Genomic DNA, 22242 nt, shown 5'->3' on the forward strand with positions numbered 1-22242 from the left:
AACTCACCCCCGGTTCATTTGACGGCTCTCAATAATTTGTGTCGCCCGTTCAATATCAAGCTTCCCTTTTTCCAATTCATCCAGTACTTTAGCTATCGCGTCTAGATCGGTATTCGGTTCAATCGATTGATTGTTAGGGGTTTCATCCACATGATAGTTTCGAGATGGAGAAGTCTTCAATCGGTAAGTTCTCCGGTTGAACGAGTGCACGGCAAGCGGAGATCTCTCAGCTTGTCTCTCCCTGTCCGGAGCCTCCTGAACAATAATATGGCAATTGGTTCCCCCGAATCCAAACGAAGAAATTGCTGCTGTTCTAGTGCAGCCATTCTCGCCCCACTTTTGCAGGGAACGGTTCGGGTAGAACGGTGATTCTTCGAACTTGAACCTCGGATGCGGACTATGGCAATGGATTGTTGGAGGGAGTTCTTTATGTTGAAGAGCCAATAAAACCTTAATTATGCTGGCGGCTCCCGCAGCCCTTGCCAAATGTCCGATATTCGACTTAACTGAACCGACCGCGCAGAACTGGGTCTCATTCGTATAAGAACGAAAAACCTGCGTGGCTGCCCGAATCTCAATAGGATCACCCAAGAGCGTACCAGTGCCGTGCGCCTCCAAGTACCCGATCTCATTTGGTCGGACTCCACTATTATCCAACGCCATCTGAATCACTTGCTTCTGCCCTTCCATGTTAGGTACGGTAAGCCCCATCGTTTTCCCGTCATTATTTACAGCCGAACCAGCGATAACCCCAATAATGGGGTCGCCATCCTCCAATGCTGTTTCATAATGTTTCAGCAGAATAAGTCCAGCACCTTCTCCCAAGACGAATCCTTTTGCCTGTTCATCAAAGACGTAACATTTTCCGTCGTCAGAAAGCACTCCCGCTTTGCTGTAAGCAATAAAGACAGAAGGATCAAGCAACAGTTCAATACCTCCAGCGATAGCCATGTCTATTTCTCCGTTAGCAATAGATTGGCAAGCCTGGTGAATAGCGACCAACGATGAGGAACATGCCGTATCTATAACTTGAGATATTCCCTTCAGGTTAAAATAGTCGGAAATTCGAGCGGCCATCATATTAGGAATGGAATTGACCACTAAGCGCTTATAATACTCGTCAGCAAGCCCCGGATCTGAAATTTTCACATATGAGCTGGCTCCGCCACCTAAAAACACCCCGGTACTCGTGTTGGCGGCTTCATCCCTCTGGTAGCCCGCTCTAGACCACAACTCTTCAGCCAGCTCGAGTATGATTCGATGCTGTGGATCCATAATCAAAGCATCATTCGATTCAATCCCGAAATGCTCGGCATCAAAGTCGAACACATGACGGATAAAGCCTCCCCACTTCGAGTACGACTTCCCCGGTTCGGCTTTGTTCTTGTCATAATAGAGCTCGGCATCCCAGCGTTCACCGGGAACCTCGGTCACCAAATCTTTCCCTTGGCGAAGATTATCCCAGTACTGCTCGGGATTGTCCGATCCAGGGAAGCGGCACGCCATCCCGATAACGGCGATCCTGCGATCCTGTACACCAGAGCTTCCGTGCTTACGACCGTCCTCCTGTTGGGCCTTCCGACGTTCTTCCTCTTCATTACCACGAGGAACCGTAACAGCCGATTCCCACACACCAAGTACAGACTCAGGCATGACAACGTTTGATACTGTTTCATGATTCCGCATTACATTCCAACTTTTCGATTCTTCCGTTAAGTAACGGGCAATTCCACGGATTGATCGATGTTCGGCAATCACGCTCGGATCGATCGTTTCCCCATAATGATGCTCTAACCGATTCAAAAGCGCCATCATCGTCACCGAATCCACACCGTATTCGCTTAAATCGTCTTCAGGCTGAAAATCTGTAATGTTTAATTTCAGGGCTTCTGCGCATATTTGAGTGATATCCCGTTCGAAGTCTTTCTCCGAATGCGCTGGTGATGCAACGAAATTTTCACTTTCGTTAGACCGAGGCGATACGCTGCGAGATAATGCTGCTACAATCTTCCTCCTCTGTCCGAACAATGCAATCGTCTGCGTTCTGTCTGAGGCGAGCGCTTCTTCCAATACGGCGATTCCTTCTTTAGTCGGTAAGGGCACAAGTCCCGCTTCTTCTTCCATAATGCGCAACAGATGTTCCTCAACACGCATGCCGCCGCTTTCCCATAGTGGCCAATTAATAGTGACCGTTCGGCCTTGCCTTTGGCCGAGCTGTCTCAACTGCTCGCGCCGCAGCATGAAATGATCCATAAATGCATTTCCAAAAGCATAATCGCATTGTCCACGGTTTCCAGTCACGGCCGATACCGAAGAGAACAGGGCGAAAAAGTCCAATGGCTCGTCAGCCAAGGACTTATCCAAATTCATCGTGCCGTATACTTTTGGAGCAAGCACGCTGTCGATCTGCTCAGGCGATTTCATCAACGCAAGGCTGTCTTGTATTACTCCAGCCCCATGAATCACGCCATTAATTTGACCAAATCCCGATTTTATTTCGTGAATCAACTTGCGAACTTCAGCAGATTGCGCAAGATCTGCCTTCCTGTACTCAACTATGGTGCCATATTGTCGCGCTATGCGATCAATCTTCCTTCTTTGATCGGCGCTAAGATCGGATCTGCCTACCAGTACTAGCTTCGCTTGATATTGTTCGGCTAAGTATTCAGAAATGTGTTGACCAATGCCTCCGGCACCTCCTGTAATGACGTATACTCCATGATGCTTAAAGACGACATTACGAGGAACTAACGACTGTTCTTTCTCCGGCTGCAATTTTTGGACATACCTTCTACTGTCCGCATATCGGATAGCCTTACCTGCATCTTCACTGTATAGAAGTTCCCGCATCGCTATAGATAGTTCGTCGCCCTGCAACTCAGATGCTCCTATTTCTATTGATTTAAAGGAAAGCTTTGAACTCTCAATGGAAAGCGTTTTCAATAATCCATAAGTCGCTGCTGCAACAGGAGACGTAGTACCCGTGGCATGATCATTGCCTGTAACATAAATCATATCCGAGCTGATTGGCTGCCTTTTTCTGAACAAACATCGATACACATACAATACGGAGTAGAAGCTTTTCTTCAGCTCCATCAGAAGGTCTGCACGTTCATCGCCGTCTCTATTCAGCATCCACAGATGTATGATTTTGCGGGGAGTAATCCCATCATCCCGCAGGACTTGAAATAATTGATCATAGTCCGCTTCAGAGCCCGGATTAACTTCATATATGCTCTTTCCAATATGTCCAAAAGATTGGCCAGGCAGCAAATAGACAACCCTCTTCGCATTGTGCGTCCATTTAGATGCCTCAATAAATTCCCGATTTGGCGCCAATACGAGAACATCTTCGTTAAGTCGGGTCATAGCTGTTTCTGAATCGTCTCTATCGCTTTTTTCCCACTGTCGTTTTAAATAAACAACCGAGGGCGATCGCACGTCGTCGCGTACAGCCCGCACCGCGAAATCATCTATTTTTACTGCCACTTGTCCCGATTCATTCGCGATAACGATAGTAAACTTCTTAGTGCCGCTAGCGGAAGATGCTGTCTTCATCAGAACGTGTACATAGCATGTCTCAGATAAGGAATGCAATATATCGACAGCACCCACAGAAAACGGCAAATACGTTGATACGTTCGACTCAGAACCTTCGTTCATCAATCCTTCCACGGTTTGCAGCGCTCCGTCCATTAATGCCGGATGCAGCACATAATCCAGAAAGCTTCCGCGCAGTTCTTTAGGCAGCGATAGAACCGCAATTGCCTCTGTTTCGTTTCCTGAAATACGCTGAATCGACCGCATTGCATTTCCATAGCGAAATCCGATCAAGGAAAAAGCTTCATAGCACTCTCTGCCAGTAATAGAAACCGTGCAGCGACGTTTAATGGATTCGATATCTATAATCTCGTCGCTTTGTGTAACGGGCTCAAATACCAGTTTGCCCTGAGCATGTATTTCATTCTCCGTGGATATCGCAAATTCCACTGAACCCGACTGTGGCAATTTTATGCTTAGGCGTGTATGGATCGGGCAATCTCTACCTTCCATGATGATAGGCTTGGCCCAAACAACATTTCGCAATCCATATACAGTACGCCCGGAAGCCAAGTCTCCTGCTGCTCTAGCCAACTCCAAATACGCTACACCAGGAAACATTGGGGCACCATTTACAATATGATCTCGAATAAAGAAATCCGAACTGCTAAACTTGGTAGAGAACTTAAACTCATCCAACGTCGATATATTTTCCCCAACCATCGGGTGCAATTTTGTTACCACGGTCGGTTTCTCTTTGTGCTTCACTTGCGGAATCCAATATCTTTCTGCGGCAAAAGGGTACACAGGAAGTGAAACCCTTCGGGACTCCCTTCCCATATGAACCATTTTCCAATCGACAGACACACCCACCACCCAAAGCTGTGCCAGCTTCGCATATTTTTTATCCTTGATTAACCTGTGTAAATATTGTTCTCCTTCACTGCCCTCCAGTAGAAGATCACAAAGGAGATTTCCTTTTTTCGAGTTCCCCACATAAACAGTATCATGACAAGCTTCGGCTGATGCATAGGCAAAAAGCGCCTCTCTCATTTGGGAAAGATCGGATGCAACAAATGCCAAGCGCTCTTCCATAGCTTCTCTTCCAACTTGAAGTGTATATGCAATATCTCCGATAGAGGGTTCATCAAATCGAGTAGGCCGACCAGCCCCTGTAAAATGTTTTTGTAGGCTCCGTCCATAATGATGCTGCAAATAAACGGCTGACTCATGCAATGTTGCACAATTCGCCAATATGGATGCTTGCATCTCCAATTCGAATCGCTCGCTAATCATGCCAGCCAAGCGACTTATATGCACGGGATCGAGTCCCAAATCCGTAAATTGTTCATTGGAAGAAATATCTTGCTGACGAATACCTAAAATTTCGGCCGTAGCTTCGGCCAAAAAGGCCAGCAACGGCTCTGTGAAGTCATTGCATGCGGCTGAGCGGGCTTCCAGCAACCGATCTACGTACACCCCCAAGCTGTGGGCGTACGCGCGTAGTCTGTTTGCATTTTTAGCCGATAGTAATATAATTTGAGCTTGCCCATCGATATTATCATGCACGCGCTTCTTGGCCGAAACATATTCCTCCAGAACGATATGGGCATTGGCGCCGCCAAATCCAAATGAGCTGACACCAGCTCTCCTTGGTATAGCCCGTTCACGATCATCTTTTATCGGATCCCATGGTATCGTTTGGGTAGCGATCTTGAACGGACCATCGTCCAATCGAATATATGGGTTCAACTTGTTCATATGAAGACTGGCTGGAATCGTTGCATGCTTCATGGCAAGCAGAACCTTAACTATTCCCGCAATCCCAGCCGCGGTTTCCAGATGCCCGATATTCGTTTTCACAGAACCGATCCAGCAATGCTGTTTAGTTGCCGGCATCCGCCCATGTTTTTTCTGCAGTATTGCAAATGCCTTCTTGAGCCCGTTTATTTCAACTGGATCACCAAGACTCGTTCCAGTCCCATGCGCTTCTATGTAACTGACGGTATTTGGAGCGAAGCCTGCCTTCTCGTAAGCCTCTACGAGCAATTCAGCCTGTGCATTTGGATTTGGGGCTGTTAAGGAATTCCCGCGTCCTCCATGATTTACCGCGCTGCCTCTAATGACGGCATAGATATGATCGCCATCGCTCACGGCATTACGCAAAGGTTTTAGCAATACAACTGCAACCCCTTCACCTCGCACGTAACCATCGGCTCGGTCATCAAATGTTTTGCACCTGCCATCAGGACTCAGCATCCCCGCTTTGCTTTCAGAAATATGAAGCGTTGGAGTAAGCATCACATTTACTCCACCCGCTATCGCCATCACGCAGCCTCCATGTTGAATCGATTCCACCGCTTGATAGATCGCGATCAAGGAGCTGGAGCAAGCTGTATCTACAGGTTGGCTCGGCCCGCGCAAATTAAGTAGATACGAAATGCGGTTGGCCAGGACTGAATGCGTCATGCCGGTCAGGGATTGGGGCTCCAAGTTAGGTACACTCATTTTTAATATTTCATTATAATCCTGCGTAGCTGCGCCCACGAAAAGCGAAGTTCTGGATCCAGCCAGATCAGAAGCCCGATATCCCGCATCTTCGATAGCGTGCCAAACTGCGTTCATAAAGAGTCTTTGCTGCGGATCCATGAGTTCCGCCTCTTTCGGCGAAATGCCGAAGAAAAGCGGATCAAACTTATCGACTTCTCTCATGAATCCACCATGCTTTGCATAAGTTTGGTTGCCTTCCTCTTTTGGATCTCCATAGTATTCGCGCCAATCCCAACGGTCGGGGGGGATCTCCGTAATCAAATCGTGTCCGTCGCGCAAATGTTCCCAAAACTCGTCCAGATTGTCCGATTGCGGCATCATGCCGCTCATTCCGATGATGGCAATCGGTTCGAATGTGTTCACGTCCTTCTCTTCCGTATCCGGGATTAACGATTCTACTTGTTCTGCTTCGATTCGATTTACTGGCGGCGCCTCGGCAACAGATGCATGCGCCTCCATCTCAGGAGGGAAGGAAGACAGACCATAATATCTGCACAAATGTTCCTTATGTTCAGATATGAAATATCCAGAAAGCGCCCGCAGAGTAGGAAACTCGAAAAATATCGAGGGCATAATATCCAAGCGGTACAGTCCGTTCAAACGGTTGCTGAACCTTGTCAAAGTGATAGAATCGAATCCGAAGGAGCTGAGTTCTGAATCAAGATCAATGCGCTTCAAGTCGGTTTTTAACAGTTCATGAACACAATTAGTCAGATCTCGATTCACTTTTCCCTGCAGTTCTTTATCGGAAGGTGAGAAGTCATCCTTTTGGCGTAGCACTTCCGCAATATTCCCCCTTGAATGCTGCTGCCCTTTCCCGCCTTTAATTTGTGTTGTGATTTTGTCTCGATTGCCTGTCAATACAACCGCTTGACAATCAGATTGCGTCAGCAGCCATTCAAAAATCAACATTCCGTCCTGATCGCTCAATGAATGCAAACCAAGCACATTCGATAAATAATCTTTTGTGTCCTGTTCGAGCTTCATTCCGCCATTTTCCCAGAAAGGCCAATTAACTGATACTGTCTTCCCTGCGCGCTGCAGGCTATCACGCCAACGCGCATATTCATCCATAAATCCGTTAGCAAATGCATAATCGCTCTGCCCGCGGTTGCCAAATATGGATGCAAGTGAAGAAAACAACATAAAAAAGTCGAGAGATTCGTCCTTTGACGCTTCATCCAAATAAATAGTTCCCCGTATTTTAGAGCCGAAAATGTTTAGGCTCTCTTCTATTTTCTTATTAATCAAAAGCGAATCATTATTTGAGCCCGCGCTATGAATGATGCCATGCAAAGCCCCGAACTTGCTTCGGGCTGTGGCAATGAGTCGATAAGCATCTTCCCTAGTTGCTACATCCGCCTCGACATAAATAACCTCCGAGCCATAGGATTGAAGTTCTGCTATGCTTCCCTCTACTTCCGTGCTGCGAGATCTGCCAGCCAATACGAGCTTGGCCCTATACTTTTTTGCTAAATGCCGAGCAACAAGGTAACCAATACCTTTTGCACCGCCAGTTATAACATATACACCATTCTCTCGTAGCTTAGGACAGGCCGTAGTTGTTACCTCCATCGGCTGTCCGGTGACTTCGCGCAGCTCTTTAATCCACCTAGTGCCTTCTATATAACGAATTTCTGTTTGATTTCGATCTGAACACGCCAGCTCACCCATAATAATACTAGCCAGCATCGTATCATCGGAAGCTGCAAAAGAAATCGTACGACCTAAAAATGAATGATGCTCGGCCTTCACTGATTTCAGGAACCCGTTCATCCCCTGATGAAACGCTGCTCCCTGTTGCGTATCTGAAAATACATATAGAAATTGTATTTGTCGCGAAGGCTGTCGTCGTATAGCCGTTTTCACGAAAGAAAAAAGCGACATCATTTCATAGGCCCAAGAAGCAGCTGCAGCTTCTGCTAATTCTCCGTCCCATTGCGGCGCGATATATACGATCCTCGAAGGTAATATTTCTAAACGGTTTTCCAAAATGGAAAACAGCGAATGAAGATCAGCTTCATTGTTTCGGGCAATAACGAAGCCTTGTCCGTCAAGCTCCTCGAATCTTTCTCCGAAACAAGCGGAAACAACCTTATTAATCATACCTTCTACATGTTCAATTGAGGCATTGATACGACGCAATCGTTGCGAATCGTGACCAATCAGCAGAAGCGGAGACGCTGTCTCCACTTCCACATCCAGTCGACTTTCCGCCCAATGCTGCCGATAAAGAAGAATGGAAGGTTCTTTCCTGATCCCCCCATTTGCTTCCGAATTAGTCAAGTCAAGCTTTTTATAGAGCGCCAAGCCTTGTTCAGGAGTAATTTTCCGGCTTTTCAGCATGTCAGCAATGGCGCTTAACTCGTATTGTCTGCTCATACCTTGCTCACTCCCGTAATAGACTCAACTGCATGAACATCAAGTTCTCCGCTATATATTTTGCGGAATACATTCAACAGTTCTTTATCACGCATATCCTCGGTTTGCAGCTGCATCCTCTGCTTGTCCACAATCCTGCCAAGAAAATCACGAATCTGGATAGCTACTCGTCCCTGTTCATCTGCAATGACAATATTGAACTTGGTCGCACGAAAATCAATTTCCGAGCTCCTATCCGCTAACGTGACATGAACATAACAGGAGGTAGACATTGGCCTTATAATTTCGAGCGTCCCCAGTGAAAATGGTATATATAGCTGATTTCTTCCCTCTTCGGTCTTAATCCCGGCAATGGATAGCAGCGCAGCATCCATCAGGATCGGATGAAGGACATATTGGTCAAATTGCTGGCACAGTTCATCAGGCAATTGCAGCTTCGCAAGAGCTTCCATCGGGCTGCCCCACACTTGTTGAATGGCGTGGAAGCGGGAACCAAGTTCTAATCCCTTGGCGCTTATGAGGGAGTACAACTCCCTACCAGTAAAATAATTCATCGTACAGCGCTGGCGTATGACCCCTAAATCAACCGATAGCTCCCTTTGCGCACCGCTTCCGCTCTTGCCGATGCTCAATTTTCCCTGAAAATGCATGTCCTTGCTGCCGTCTTTCCGAACGGAGTATACCGCGCAATCCAATAAGCCCTCATCTCCCTCACGCAATCCGACATAAACGCTGCGAGGTTGGGAGCCCATTTGAATGGGACTAGCCCAAACCGCACTTCTCAACTGCAAGATCCTCTGGTCAGATGCCAATTCGGCCGCGGCTCGCATCATTTCCAAGTACGCCACACCAGGCAGTATGTTATGCCCAAATACAACATGATCAGCTAAATAAAATTCGTGGCCAGTGAATATCTTCTCATACCTATGCTCGTACAAAGAGGAAATGTTGCTGTCGATTAAAGGATGCAGGCTCTCCGCCGACTTCATAGAATGCGCAGCATGATGCGCATTAGGATCAAACCAATAGCGTTCTTTGGCAAAAGGATATGCGGGAAGCGAAATTTTTAAAGGCCGCTCTCCCGGATACAGCTCCTCCCAACGCAAATCGCAACCGTGAATATACATCTCCGCTAAGGTACGAAGTATCTCGTATCGACTAGACAGATCCGTTGACTGGGTCAAAACCTTCAAAAAGCGCTCCCCTTCCCGAATCGTGGATGGCTCCATTTTAACCTTCCGTTCAGCCGGATTAAGGCGATAAATGTGTTGCGAATTCTCACCGCGGATTACTTTTTCTAAATTGTCAATTAAACCGGCCCCATCTTGTACCAGCATGCAGCAGCGAATCGGGAAATGGTCTCTTCCTGTGTTTAAGGTAAAGCCAATATCATCCAAATCATAATGATGTCCTTCCCGCTCCATCCACGCCTGCAAATCCGCCGCTTTTTGCCGCAATGCGGCATCCGTTTTCGCCGATATGAATATCAACTGAGGACCTACCGGCTTCTGCGGCCTTTTTGGTATCAAAGGAGGCTCTTCCACAACCATATGCACATTCGTGCCGCTGAAACCAAATGCACTGACTGCCGCCCTCCTTGGACTCCCCTCTGAGACTTTCCATGGGCGCAGTTCCGTATTGACATAAAAGGCACTGTCCTCAAAATGAATAAATTCGTTGGCTTCTTTATAATTAAGCGATGGCACAAGATGCTTCTGCTCAATGCAAAGTATTATTTTAATCAGCCCTGCGATACCAGCCGCTGCCAGTGTGTGGCCTATGTTCGTCTTTACAGAGCCGATTGCGCAGAACGATGTCTTCGATGTATATCGTTTATAAGCATCCGATAAAGCATCGATTTCAATCGGATCCCCCAGTTTCGTCCCCGTTCCGTGCGCCTCCACATAGCCGATGCTCTCAGGATCGATTCCGTAAGTATCGTATACTTCGCATACCAATGCTGCTTGAGAAGGAGCACTCGGCGCTGTAATGCCATTGGTTTTTCCGTCTTGGTTCATGGCTGAACCAGCTATTACGGCATATACATGATCTCCATCCTTCAGCGCAGTGGCAAGTGGCTTTAACAGAATTGCGCCTACTCCTTCACCCGGTACAAATCCATTGGCTCGCCGATCGAATGTCATGCACGCCCCATCGGCAGAAATCATGCCCGTTTTGCTAGCCAGCACATGAAATTGAGGTGTGGCCAACACTTCCACGCCTCCAGCAATCGCCATCTCGCACGACCCGTTTCGAATACTTTCGCAGGCTAAATGAACGGCCGTCAAAGAGGAAGAGCAAGCTGTATCAATTGCCATGCTGGGTCCTCTTAAATTCAAGTAATATGAAATTCTAGAAGCAAGAATAGCATCGCTATTCCCCATAAACGCATGACTATCCTGACATTCGGGATAACCCTCCATTAATTTATGGTAATCACCGGAACCAGCACCGACATAAACACCGCATTTTGTTCCCTCCATTTGCCTCATGCTGTATCCGGCATCTTCTACTGCTTTCCATGCTTCTTGTAAAAATAAGCGCTGCCGTGGATCCATGAATTCCGCCTCAGCTGGAGAAATATTGAAAAATGCTGGATCGAATTTATCCGCATCTTCCATAAGCCCCGCATGTTTGCTGTAACTTTTGCCTACAGCTTCCGGGTCGGGGTCATAAAACGAATCCATAGACCATCGATCGATTTCCTTCACACTGGAAATTCCGCTGCAAATATTCCTCCAAAATTCCCTTATATTTCGAGTCCCGGGCATTTGTGCGGACATGCCTATAACTGCAATGTCCATTCTCTTTCCGGCTTGCGCAACATCTTCAATTAACATAGCCTCTGGCGGGGAAGGTCGGCTGTTGGCTGCCTCTTCGAACAACCGGTAATCCTCACACTGCTTGCAAAGGTACTCGGTTAGCTGGCGAATCGTTGCATAATTAAACAAGTCCGTCGACCTCAGCGACATTTGGAGTCTTGCATTAATTAGTTCAATGATTTCCACCGCTAAAATCGAATCTACCCCGAAGTCAGTAAATGGAGCATCGATATCAAAGCGTTCCCTCTCGACCTCAAGCACTTCGGACAGGCTGTCCATAATGGCCGCCTCCATGCACTCTGTTGCGGATACAAGATTTATTTCATCTTTTGCGTGCTTTAGCGATTCCAGCTTCATGTCGGGATTCTGAGTGACATGGCTCTCAATAGTCAGCTCTTGATGTTTACGTAAAAAAGACTTGGCTACGATGACATGCTGTCCAGTACCACGCTGCTCCGAATTGTTAGTCCCCAGCACTGCAACATCGGCAAATCCCAAATGATTAAGCAGCGAGCACCACATATCAGCCGAAAGCAGAGGAGAGCTCTTCAGGCGAATGTTTTCATCTTCATAAAGCCACCAGCCATCAAGCAACCCGAACGTAAGCGTTAAGAAATTTTGCCGCTCCGTTCCTTCATTGACAATAAGCACTCCCTGCTCGGACAACAGCTGCTGCACATGTCTTAACGTAACCGTCATGTTTTTCGTCGCGTGAAGCACGTTAGTCGCCAAAATCAAATCGTAATCTTCCAGATGATAACCTTGCTTCACCGGATCTTCCTCTATATTGAGAATTTTGAAATTCACAAATGGATAATCGGCGCCAAATTCCTTTTTTCCGTGATTGACAAACGCAATAGAAATATCCGTATAGGTGTATCGGATCATCTCTTTATATAAAGACAATCCTTTGAGAATAGATGCGCTCGTGCCCCCCGTACCAGCTCCGATCTCCAAGATTTTCAACTGTTTACCAGGGGGCAAACTGTCTTTTCTGGCTTCAATCCAAGCAATCACTCTATTCAATACCAAATCATTGAAATAATCGGCTGCCTGATTCCCGCGATAGATGCCTTTGATTCGATCGAGTGACCCGCCTGGAAACAAAATATCCGTTGCTGGCGTTTTCCCGGAGAGTATGCCGGCATAGTGCTTCGCGCATACAGACACTAGTCGGATATAATCTTCAAGCTCCGGATAATTTTCAATAAATTGAAGGATCGATCGATCCAGATTTCTTAATTCATTACTGACGAATGCAGACTCATTCCAATCGTACATATAACCATTGCCGTGGATGATATCATGCTCCAACAAAATGTCGATTAGTTCGTCGAACAATCGATCATAGCCGGGAACGATACAGAGCTTGTCTTTTAGCTGCTTTTTCGTATACCGGCCTTTGCCGCCAGAAAAAATGCCCATAGTTTGAAACGCTTCAGCAAGTACGAATGCGCTCAACTGATTAAGCCGATCAGTCCCATTGCGAATATGGCGCGTATAATCCAGATCTAAGGAAGGCAGTTTGTCATCAATGCGAATACCCATTTCTTGCAGCAAACTCGACTCTGCTTTGATTACCATCATCTGATCCGCCCTGTTGATGCCGCAAATATAGGTGATCGCTTCCATCCCTTCTCTAGGAGAAAGCGAATATAGTCCAGCTTCTGCTAGCTTCCTATTGTAATCTGGAGTCGCTACAATCCCCACGCTTCCCCAATAACCCCAATTGATAATTTTTACTGGAGTAGATCCGCGTTGGCGCCAATAATGGGCAAAGGCGTCTTTAAACGTGCAGGCAGCGGCATAGTTGCTTTGGCCAGCATTCCCCGAAAATGACTGCGCCGACGAAAAAAACAGCACTAGATCCAGATCTTCGTTTCGAAGCACATGATACAACGTAACTGCTCCAGACATTTTAGGCGCCAAAACCGCCTGCATTTCGGTTTCATCCATAAACTCAATCAGCCGATCCTTCAGCACAATTGCTGAATGAATCGCACCATTGATACGACCAAACCGCTCCTTGGTTGCGTGCAGGGCTCTGTTCATTTCGGCATAGTTGGAAATATCGGCTTGGAAATACAGAGCTTGTCCCCCCTGATCCCTGATAGCTTCAATTTGCCGCGTTATCCGTGCATCCAGCGGACTCCGCCCGATCCAAGCGATATTGGCTCGATATTCTCTGGCTAAATGCTTGCTTAATTCAAATCCAATGCCCCCTGCTCCGCCAACTATGAGGTACACCCCGTTTTGTCGGAACATCGGCGCATGTTGTTGATTGCTCATCTGGTCAGCCGCTGGTGTTAATTTCTTTGCGTAACACCTGCCTCCGCGAACCGCGATTTCCCCGCAGTCGGCTTGATTAGACACCCCCGCGACTAGCTCTACCAAATGACTCACTTTGACAAGCTCGCTATCAGACAAAGCCTGAAATGGAAGATCCACAGCCCTTATGGTCCATTGCCCGAATTCTTTAGCTAATGATCTCGAAAATCCGAACAGCCCTGCATGTACGGGATATATCGGGTCTTCTGGGCGCAGCGACTGGGCTCCTGCCGTGACGATGCACAACTGAAGCGGAGCATTGCTCCATCGAAGCTCGCTGGCTGACTGAACGAATCGGAAAACGGACAAAAGCCCTAGCTGTTGAGCCTCTGCAAGACGGACATTGTCCAGCACAGCGTCGTCTTCTCCGCTCACTCCACCGAAATGAAATACAATATCGGGACGCTTTATCGATTTCAGCACTTCCTTAAAGGAGTCTGTAGATGCAAGTGGAATTTCCCACTCCCTTTGGCTTACTCGAGCATCCAGCACCCCGAGACGAATTCGCAAAACTTCATTGTGCCGGAGGTATTGCTGATCTATTGCCTCTGCCCAATTTTCCTGTCCGGAAGGGAATATACAAAGAATTGTGCTCCCTCTAGCTTCTCTGCCGAACGCTTCATTCAGATAGAAGGGCTCCCATTTGGGAACGCAATAGATTGGCGCTAACGCAGGCACAGACTCAGCTTCGGAAGCCTTTTCAATGAGCTGCTCAGTTCCTTTCCCCCGTTTTATCCAGTGTCTCTTTCTCTCAAAAGGATAGGTGGGCAATGAAACTTTTACAATTCGCCCACTGTCCTCGTACAATTTTCCCCACGGAATTTCCTTGCCTTCTATCCAAGCAGAAGCGATAAGGCTGTAATTTCTTTGCTCGATAGCCTGCATGATTCGTTGCTGAGCCATCATAGCCTTCGTATCCGCTTCCCGAGAATCAGCAGCATAAGTCGTTACGCTGCCTGCATATACGTCTTTAACTTGCTCGCCAGTCAAAAATGATTGCATTTGTGCAACTAACATGTCTTTCTTCGACGCAATAAAGGCGGCACGGTGCTCCATTGCCTGCCTTCCGGTTTGCTGCACATAAGCAAGGCGACGCAATGACGGACAGTCTTGGCGTTGCAATAACGAAATAAATATTTTAATGTAGGCACGCAAAGCGTTCTCGCTCTTGGCTGAGATCACAATGAGCTGCGCTTCTCCTTCGTTCGTGTGCTGCATCTCTGGGCTATGCGGTGGCGAATACTCTTCCAAGATGACATGTGCATTGGAACCGCCCGCTCCAAAAGCACTAATCCCAGCCCGGCGCGGATAGTCGCCCCGGTTCCAATTTTCAAACTTGGTCTGCACCTGCAAGCCGGATCCATGAAAATCAATATTCGGATTCACTACTTCCGCATGAAGAGAGGGAATCATTTTTTTATATTTCATTTGCAGCAGCACTTTGGTAACTCCCGCAATACCTGCCGCCGATTCCGTATGCCCGATGTTTGATTTTACCGAGCCTATGCGGCACGCTGTACTGCCTCCGATTTCCTGAAAAGCCTTGCGCAGAGCCGCAATTTCGATAGGGTCACCCAAGGACGTTCCTGTACCGTGAGCCTCGATGTAACTAATGCTATCCACCGGTATGTCTGCTTTTTGTATGGCGTGTTTGATTAATTCCGCTTGAGCGTTGAGACTTGGAACAGAATATCCGTTCGTCCTACCGCCATGGTTGATCGCTGTTGCCTTGATTACAGCATAAATTTGATCTCCATCTGCTACCGCTTGCTCCAGCGGCTTCAAAAGAACTGCACCAACACCCTCGCCTGGAACGAATCCGTCTCCCTGCTCACCAAAACTGCGGCATTTCCCCTCTGAGGAAGCGAACCTGCCTTGGCTCAATAGAATGTATTTATTCGGGTGAAGCGTCAAGTTGACGCCCCCTGCAAGGGCTACCGTGCATTCCCCTTTTCGTATGCTGTCACAGGCTAAATGGAGAGCAGTCAAAGAAGAAGAACACATCGTATCTATTGCCATGCTGGGACCGTGAAAATCAAAAAAATAGGAAACGCGATTAGCAATTGATGCAAATACGGAATTCGGGAGCTGGAATCCGCGTTCGGCCTGTTCCATGCCATACAGCTGATATTGCCCATACATAACTCCAACAAAGACTCCAACTATGTCCTTCTGTAGACTTTGCCTCGTATAGCCTGCATCCTCTAGCGTATTCCAAGCAGTCTCCAAAAAAATCCGTTCCTGAGGATCCATGAGATCTGCTTCTCTCGAAGAAATATTAAAAAATATGGAATCGAAGCTTTCAGGTTCACGAATAAAGCCGCCATGCCTAATATAGCTCTTACCTTTGGTTTCTTTATTTGGATCAAAGTATCTTTCGATTTCCCACCGTTCTGGCGGAACCTCTTCCACGCAATTTCTCCCGTTACTAAGGTTATCCCAAAATTCAAGCAGATTGTCTGCCATAGGGTATCTTCCGTCCACCCCGACAATCGCAATCTCACCCGATCGTTCTACCAATTTTGCAGAAACATGATGGTCCGTTTCCCTTTCCGTCTGCATATCCTCAAGAGACTGCGCAGAATCGGAAACAGAAAGATTCGAGGAAGTGTTTGGTATGCATTCTTCGCAAGAATAAAACCATTGAGCGCAGGCAGCCCCATGATTGTTGACGAGGTATTCCGCTAACCTGCTTATATTCGAATATTCAAAAAATAAAGTTTTGGGAAGTTCGCCAAACTGATTTTCCAGCATTTTATTTAGCCGTGTCACCATTAGAGAATCGATTCCGTATTGTTCAAACGGTACCCTTACATCGATTCGCTTGTCATCAAGCTTGATTTCCTCGGCAAATATGCGAATTAGAAAACGCTCGATATGCTGTAGCAGGGAGACTGAATGATCCTCATCAGTTGCGGGTAAAGATTTCATCTCTTGCGGCGCAGAAAGCTCCGTCGTCCGCAGCCGCTGATACGCTTCCTCCGAATTGATGCGCCCTGATGCCAACAACGAGAGAATCTCTCTTCTATTTAGGCGATCCATACAACTCCTCCATTAATCGATCAACTTCATCTGGCGTATATTCTTTATTTTCGAGTTTTATAAGCAACTCTCGCAACGCTTCGTCCTTGAAATCAGAACTAGATGGATCTTCAAGTTGCGTGAGATACCGAAGATCATTTCTGAAGGATACGTCCTTCAGGGCGATTAGCGTTTCTCCGTCCTTATTAAGCACTGTGATATCGCATTTCATTAGACCGGACGCCTGCTGATCATAATCCCCCCGCTGCTGAACCAACGTATAGCAAAGAGAGGGTAAAGGCTTATAAATCTCTATCAATCCCACCCCGTATGGCAGCAATGGTCGTCCTTTTTTTCCGTCCTTAATTCCGATAAGTCCCGCTACAGACTGCATCGCTCCGTCAAGCAAGGATGGATGCAGCATATATTTGTCTCGACCATCTGATTCGATGATTAAACGCGAAACGACTTCACCGTCACCAATGTGCATACTGTCAATCGCGGTAAACTTCTCGCCATAGTCGATGCCGATTTCCGTGAAATACGGATAAATTTCAGTCCGTGTAAATGTGAATGGACAGCGCTCCATGATGTTTCCTATGTCGAATTTTCTTGCAGGCGCTCGCGAGCCCTTTTCCGTATGCATTTCCCCAGAAGCAAAGATACAATCTTCTTCATCACTTCCGTCTCGCTCGGCACGGATTTCAAATCGGATGCCGTCCGCTTTCGGATAGATAACCGTTTCGACCCGTTTTGGACAATTTGCGATCTCGAGCTTATTTTCCCAGATGATGTTTTTCATCGTAATGATAGTCTGCTCCGAAGCAGCTTCTCCAGCTGCGCGTGCCATTTCAATAAATGCCGTGCCTGGTAGAATCTTTTTGCCCCCTACCCGGTGATGATCAAAATAAAATTCGGAGCCATTAAAGATTGAACGGTATTTATGTTCCTTCAATGTGGACACATTGTAGTGAACAAAAGGATGAATAACCAACACAGGGTCATTGCCTTCATTTCCTTTTGCCTCCACCCAATAACGCTCTCTTGCAAACGGATAACCGGGTACCGACACACGTTGAGGGATATCGTAGGTGTATAATTTTTCCCAAGGCAGCTCATAGCCTCGAACCCACACTTTCGCCCATTCCAATAGCTGCTCGCTTTTTCGGCAAGGGTCGTCCATCATTAAAGCTTCATCTTCACTCAAGTCGGAACTATTCATGATATTGCCGCTAAAGAGATTTTCTCCTTCGCTGTGACCCTGTTCGTAATCCAGCAGTCCTTTGAGGATTCCTTCTTTGTCCGATGCTACGATAGCCAGTCGTTCCGGCATTTCCTCCCGGCCCGTTTGGAACGTATAAGCAATATCCGAAATTTGCTCATCGGTTAGCGGCTCTTCTAATAAAAATTTCCTTACTTTTTTCGCATAGGCTATTAACCGGTCTCTATTTTTGGCTGACAGCACGAACAAAAATGTTCTAGGACTTTTGTTTTTCCGTGGCAGAGCTCCGGCGGTAAACTGTTCGATAAGGACATGTGCGTTCGCTCCTCCGGCACCAAATGAGCTGATACCGGCTCTTCGCACATTCGTTCCCTCAGACACCTTGGATAAATGCCAATCAGCAAGTTCCTTCTGTACATAAAAAGGAGAATCAGCAAAATTAATTTTTGCATTTTCTTTATCTGAATGAAGGAGGGAAGGAGCCAACTTATTATGCTTTAGCTGGAGCAGTATTTTCGTAATTCCGGCAATTCCCGCGGCCGATTCCAAATGTCCAATATTGGACTTAACCGACCCTATTGCACAAAATTGACGCTTATCCGTATATTGCCGAAATGCCTTAACCAACCCTGCAAGCTCAATCGGATCCCCTAGTGACGTCCCCGTACCATGTGCTTCAATGTAGCTAACCGTTTCCGGGTGAATTTGGGCCTTACGGATTGCGTCAGAAATTACGCTGCATTGGGATTGGGGACTGGGCACATGATAACCACTGCTTTTTCCAGTATGATTTAGCGAAGTTCCCCTGATAATCCCGTAAATAAGATCGTTATCAGCAATTGCCTTGTTCAAAGGCTTTAGCAGAATCGCACCTACTCCCTCACCGGGAACATACCCATCTCCGCCTTCTCCAAAGCTCCGACATCGTCCATCGCTTGACAAAAACTGCCCTTGGCTAAGTACCTTGTATTTTCTCGGGTGTAAAGTGAGATTTACTCCCCCCGCAATAGCCAGCTCGCTCTCTCCATACAGCAAACTAACGCAGGCTAAGTGAATTGCCGTGAGCGATGAAGAACACATTGTATCAACTGCCATGCTAGGACCGGTAAGATTTAAAAAATACGATACCCGGTTCGCAATCGAAGCAAACACCGACGTCGGATACGTAGCAGCGCCACGATCCATCCCCTCGTAATGCTGGTACTGTCCCCACATTGCTCCGACGAATACGCCCACCCGCTTTCCATCGATCCGCTTTCTCGTGTACCCCGCATCTTCCAGGGCATGCCAGGCCGTCTCCATAAAAATTCGTTCTTGGGGATCCATAAGTTCGGCTTCTTTGGGGCTAATATTAAAAAAGAGAGCGTCAAATTTATCAACATCGCTTATAAATCCGCCCCATTTGCCATAACTCGTTCCCGCTTGGTTTCGATCTGGGTGGTAATGTTTCGTGTAGTTCCAGCGTTCCTCAGGAATTTCTGTGATGCAATCCTGTCCATTAGCCAAATGAGCCCAAAATTCCGAAATGTCATCCGCCATTGGATATCTTCCCGCGAGACCGATAATTGCTATATCCTGATCTGTCTCCCCTTCAAAGCCAATCGTAATTGGACTGGTATCCAATTGAATACCTTCCTCTTCTTCGGGCGCGATCCAATAATCGAGATGCTGTTCGAATCGGTGCTTATCACCCTCAAGCGCCAATATATGAGTCTCCGACATTTGTAGAGCCTTCTGAAAAGCGGAAAACCCAGCATCAATGCCAAGAGCCGCCATCCCCTTGTCGGCCATCACCTTCTTGTTGCGCAAAGTCGTTTGCATGCTGCCCTGCTCCCATAGCGGCCAACTAACAGCTAAACTTCTGCCATGCCTTTTCTTTTGTAGCCGCAAGCGTTCACGTATTCCGACATAATGATCCATGAAATGATTGGCATACGCATAATCAACCTGTCCAATATTGCCGATCAGCGATGTGACTGAAGAAAATACAGCAAAAAAATGCAAATGCTCTTCCTGCAGTTCTTCATCCAAATACACGCTGCCAAGGATTTTTGGAGCACATACCTCCTCGAATTCATCGATACGCTTATCCGCGGAAATCCCATCCCTGAGCACCCCGGCCGCATGAAGAACGCCGTCAATATGACCAAAACGCGCCTTAGCCGTGCGTACCAGTTGAGCCACAGCACTCCGCACAGAAACATCGCTCTGGATGTAGCAAGCTTCCGCTCCCATCTCCTCTAATTGCTGCAGTTGCTCCATTCTTTCCTCAGATAAAGCGCTTCTGCCCGTTAAAATAAGTTTCGCCTGATATTTCGCCGCTAATTTTCGAGCAAATAAATAGCCGAGACCACCCATTCCTCCAGTAATTAAATAAACTCCGTTCTTTACAAACGGATCCGTTGATTCCCTTTTGGACATATCGACTCTTTGCAAGACTTTTAGATGCCTTCGATTATCCATAAAAAGTACTTCTTCATGCCTCTCCTTGATTGCCGTCCATTCTTTAGATAGAAGTCTAATCCAAGATCCAGTCTTGGCTGATTCAGAAATATGCGCTATGGTGAACCGCAGCTTCGGATGTTCCTTCTGCAGCACTCGAGTCATGCCGCTTACTGCCAGCTGTTGCGGCTCTGTCCAATCCGTCACCGCGTTCAACCCGCAAATAAAAGAAATTGGCTGTTCGAGTCTCAAGTATGACAAAGCTAAAGTGAGCTGCAACACGGAATAAGCGAAAAGTTCTATTTCAGAAGGATTTCCCTTAACTTGTTTGTCGATCCCTATCCGAGACCAGAAATGAAGAACTGCTTCGGGATACCAGCCTGCATGTTTCAAATTCTCAATCAAAGCGAAATAATCAGCAGCATTCCTAGGAGAAATCGCAAACCTATCGCTGCACGTTTGTTCGAACACATCTCCTTGTTTAACCAAGACAACATCGTAATGTTCCCTTATGAGCGCATCTGCATGGACATTATCAATATCGAATACCAATATTCGACGAATGTTTCGTCCTCTGTTTGCAGGGGCTTCTTCTGCCTTCCATATCGGTCTATAAAAAACTGTTTCGGATTCAGAAAGTTCCCCACTATCCTCGATTTCCATCATTCCACTTCCCAATTCGCTGCACTCCACCCGTTCCATCAGATCGCCGTGGTTATGATCCATGTACTGTGCCAAATCTTTTATATTCGCATATTCAAACAAAAGCGTAGGGTAAAGAGAACAATCAAACCTCTGCTCAAGCAGAGCTACAATATCCAAGAGATCTCTTGAGTTTAGTCCTTGATCATAGAAGCCTCGGTTCAGGTCGAGTGATGATTCCGGCTGCTGCAGGAACTGGGCCACGATTGTCCGAAGCCTCTGTTCAGTAGGCGTAGTTTGCTTTTCTCCGGCGGCAGTAGCCAGTTCATTTTGAGCGTTCTGTAGAAAAGAGTCCTTTGATGAATTCCATGACAATTCTTCCGGCTTGGCATCTGTCGTCCGAAGCAAGCTCTGCAGCAAGTTATCGGAACGGACCCTTTTTGTACCCAGCCTGTTATAGAAAGCTATTGGCAAGCCTTCCTTATTAAGCACTTCGATATCAACGTATGTAATATCACCAGTGGCTGAAATCGTAAATGAGTCCTTGCGGACAAGAAAGTATCCCTTCTCTCCCATTTGGCCTTGCGTCTTAAATGATGCCATATGCAAAGGAATAAACGGCTTTGCGCCGTCTGGAGTTTCATTCATGTAAGAGGACATAAGAACGCCAAGCATACATGTAGCTCCATCCAAATAAGCAGGATGAAAATGAAAAAAATGGAGATACGGTCGAGCCGTATCCCCCAATTCCACTTCAGCCAAAATATAAGCCTTCGATTCATATACTTGTCCGCGCAGCTTCATAAAGTCATCATGGTGAATATCCGAATTCCGAATCACTTCATAGACGCTTTCCAAGTCTCTCACCGACTCGGCTCGATGCTTCAGAGCATCTATGTCAACCGATGCCGCTCCTTGCGCTTCAACTGGGTCAGTCCGCAGATGAATTTCGCACTGCAAGTTATCAGATACCTCCGAATCAATAACCTTGTCACCGACCACCTTTTTGCTCTTAGCAACCACTTTCCAATACTCTCCCTGCGGTTCCAACGTTATTTCTATCTTTTTATCGAAATGATCACTCGTCGCAATCGGCTCCATAAACAAAATGTTGCGAACTTCCAACTGCTCGGGATTATAGCCTTTGGATATGAGAAAACGGTACAGTATGTCCAAAAACGTGACGCCTGGCATGATGGGAATTTGATGAACCCGATGATCCTTGACTATGAAATCGTCGTTTCTGACGAACAGGCTGCATTTATAAACGTTCAATTTCGCCGCTCCTTTCTA

At 46.9% G+C, this 22242-nt stretch carries 3 protein-coding genes; all 3 read right to left on the reverse strand.

The window, feature by feature from the left end:
- Nucleotides 1–3 precede the first annotated feature (3 nt).
- The 3 genes from M3661_RS15415 to M3661_RS15425 are packed head-to-tail and all read right to left on the reverse strand — an operon-like array spanning nt 4 to nt 22224.
- Nucleotides 4–8472: an SDR family NAD(P)-dependent oxidoreductase gene (locus tag M3661_RS15415; RefSeq protein ID WP_251486481.1), complete on the reverse strand. Its 8469-nt coding sequence runs from the start codon at nt 8470–8472 to the stop codon at nt 4–6.
- Complete coding sequence (locus M3661_RS15420) at nt 8469–16664, reverse strand: SDR family NAD(P)-dependent oxidoreductase (RefSeq protein ID WP_251486484.1); 8196 nt, start codon at nt 16662–16664, stop codon at nt 8469–8471. Before M3661_RS15420 ends, M3661_RS15415 begins: the two co-directional genes overlap by 4 nt.
- The gene (locus M3661_RS15425) at nt 16648–22224 is read right to left on the reverse strand and encodes an SDR family NAD(P)-dependent oxidoreductase (RefSeq protein WP_251486486.1); all 5577 of its coding nucleotides are present in this window, start codon (nt 22222–22224) and stop codon (nt 16648–16650) included. The genes M3661_RS15420 and M3661_RS15425 overlap by 17 nt, the downstream gene beginning before the upstream one ends.
- Nucleotides 22225–22242: the final 18 nt, after the last annotated feature.

It is taken from the genome of Paenibacillus sp. MER 180 (assembly GCF_023713665.1).
Lineage (GTDB): Bacteria > Bacillota > Bacilli > Paenibacillales > Paenibacillaceae > Paenibacillus_B > Paenibacillus_B suaedae.

Excerpts from the sequence above, each read along its gene's own strand:
- M3661_RS15415 (WP_251486481.1), bottom strand. The coding sequence starts at position 8,472 with ATGAGCAGACAATACGAGTTAAGCGCCATTGCTGACATGCTGAAAAGC.
- M3661_RS15420 (WP_251486484.1), bottom strand. The coding sequence starts at position 16,664 with ATGGATCGCCTAAATAGAAGAGAGATTCTCTCGTTGTTGGCATCAGGG.